Origin of the sequence: Dietzia sp. B19 (assembly GCF_014145155.1) — a bacterium.
In the GTDB taxonomy this organism is placed as follows: domain Bacteria; phylum Actinomycetota; class Actinomycetes; order Mycobacteriales; family Mycobacteriaceae; genus Dietzia; species Dietzia natronolimnaea.
This window is the reverse complement of sequence record NZ_JAALED010000428.1, coordinates 1-1,700: the sequence shown is the minus strand read 5'-3', so window position 1 is coordinate 1,700 and position 1,700 is coordinate 1. Positions and strand designations below refer to the sequence as shown.

General features: G+C 71.1%; 1 protein-coding gene. It reads left to right on the top strand.

Annotated elements, in window-relative coordinates:
- Positions 1-1,700: cobaltochelatase subunit CobN (locus G6020_RS12165; RefSeq protein ID WP_182610811.1), on the top strand; the 1,700-nt coding region annotated here is incomplete at both ends.

Genomic DNA, 1,700 nt, shown 5'->3' with positions numbered 1-1,700 from the left:
TGGGAGTGCTCTACTACCGGGCCCACGAGGTGAGTGGGAACTCCGGGTTCGCCCACTCGCTCGCCGACGCGATCGACGCCACCGGGCATGCCGTGGGCGTGCCCGTGTTCGCCGGGTCCCTCCGCTCGGCCCCCGACGAGCTGTTCGCCGCGCTCGGGACGCTCGACGCGCTGATCGTCACGGTCCTGGCCGCCGGCGGGACCACGCCCGGGGCGGTGAGCGCGGGCGGCGAGGACGAGACGTGGGACGTCGAACGGATCGCCGCGCTCGACATCCCGGTGCTCCAGGGGTTGTGCCTGACGTGGAGTCGGGAGGACTGGGAGGCCTCGGACGACGGCGTCAACCCGCTGGACTCGGCCAACCAGATCGCGATCCCCGAGTTCGACGGCCGGATCATCACCGCGCCGTTCTCCTTCAAGGAGATCGACGCCGACGGACTGCCCCGGTACGTGGCCGACCCCGAACGCTGCGCCCGTGTCGCGGGGATCGCGGTCTCGCACGCCCGGCTGCGTCATGTGCCCGCGACCGAGCGCAGGATCGCCCTGGTGCTCTCGGCCTATCCGACCAAGCACTCCCGGATCGGCAACGCGGTGGGGCTGGACACCCCCGTCTCAACCATCCGACTGCTGCGCCGTATGCGCGACGAGGGTTACGACCTGGGCCCCGACGACAGCCCGATCGCCCGGTTCCTCGACGTCGCCGACAGTGGCACCGACAGCACCTACGCCGACGACACCGCCGCCGGTGACGCCCTGATCCACGCGCTGATCGCCGCGGGCGGACAGGACGAGGAGTGGCTGACGAACGCACAGCTCACCGACAGTCACGTGCGGATCTCCACCGACGACTACCTCACGTGGACGGCGGACCTTCCCGAGTCGCTGCGCTCGGAGATGGTCGAGGCCTGGGGGCAGGCGCCCGGTCAGTTGTTCGTCAACGACGCCGGCGAGATCGTCCTGGCCACCATCCAGGCCGGCAATGTCGTCCTCTTGATCCAGCCGCCCCGCGGGTTCGGTGAGAACCCGGTGGCGATCTACCACGATCCCGAACTGGCGCCCTCGCACCACTACCTGGCCGCCTATCGGTGGCTCGCCCGGGGTTTCGGCGCCCACGCGCTGGTCCACATCGGCAAGCACGGTTCCCTGGAGTGGCTGCCGGGCAAGAACGCCGCGCTGTCGGCGTCATGCGCGACCGACGCGGCGATCGCCGACATGCCGTTGATCTACCCGTTCCTGGTCAACGACCCCGGGGAGGGCGCCCAGGCCAAGCGCCGCGCCCACGCCACGATCGTCGACCACCTGGTGCCGCCGATGGCCCGCGCCGAGTCCTACGGCGACATCGCCCGCCTCGAGCAGCTGCTGGACGAGTACGGCAACATCGCGTCCATGGACCCGGCCAAGCTGCCGGCCATCCGCGCGCAGATCTGGACCCTCATGCGGTCCGCGCACATGCACGAGGACCTCGGCCTGGAGCAGCAGCCCGGGGACGAGGAGTTCGACGACTTCCTACTCCACGTCGACGGGTGGCTCTGCGAGATCAAGGACGTCCAGATCCGCGACGGCCTGCACGTGCTGGGTCAGGCGCCGGAGGGCGAGGCGCGGGTGAACCTGGTGCTCGCCATCCTGCGGGCCTCGCAGGTGTGGGGCGGTGAGTTCGGCGCCGTCCCCGGCCTGCGCCGCGCCCTCGGGCTGGGGGAGGGC